The organism is Pseudomonas sp. AC463, from assembly GCF_979253585.1.
In genome coordinates this window covers 1-343 of sequence record NZ_CEEDDZ010000281.1, presented here as the reverse complement: position 1 = coordinate 343, position 343 = coordinate 1, and the positions used below count along the sequence as shown (strand labels likewise).

General features: G+C 64.7%; 1 protein-coding gene. It reads right to left on the bottom strand.

Features of this window, described 5'->3' with window-relative positions; all coding sequences use genetic code 11:
- The coding region (locus tag AC0IYH_RS30155) for a chemotaxis protein CheW (RefSeq protein WP_471837788.1) at positions 1-343 on the bottom strand (343 nt) is incomplete at both ends.

Genomic DNA, 343 nt, shown 5'->3' with positions numbered 1-343 from the left:
AACACCGGCGAGCTGGCGGACGCTACGGTCGACCCGCTCCAGGCGACCACTGCCGAGCAGTTTGGCCACCGACATCAGCATGTCCTCGACGTCGAGAATCAGCACCGGCGTACCGTCGTCCAGCAACGCGCCTGCCGACACATCCTGCACCTTGCCGAGCCGTGCATCCAACGGCATCACCACCAGCGTGCGCTCACCGACGAAACGCTCCACCACCAGACCGAACAGGTTGTCGCGATCACGGATCAGCACCACAGGGATGCCGTTGTCGCTGGGTTTGCCTTCGGGCCGCTGAAGAATCTGGCTGGCCGCGATCAAGCCGACATGCTGCCCCTCGCTCCAG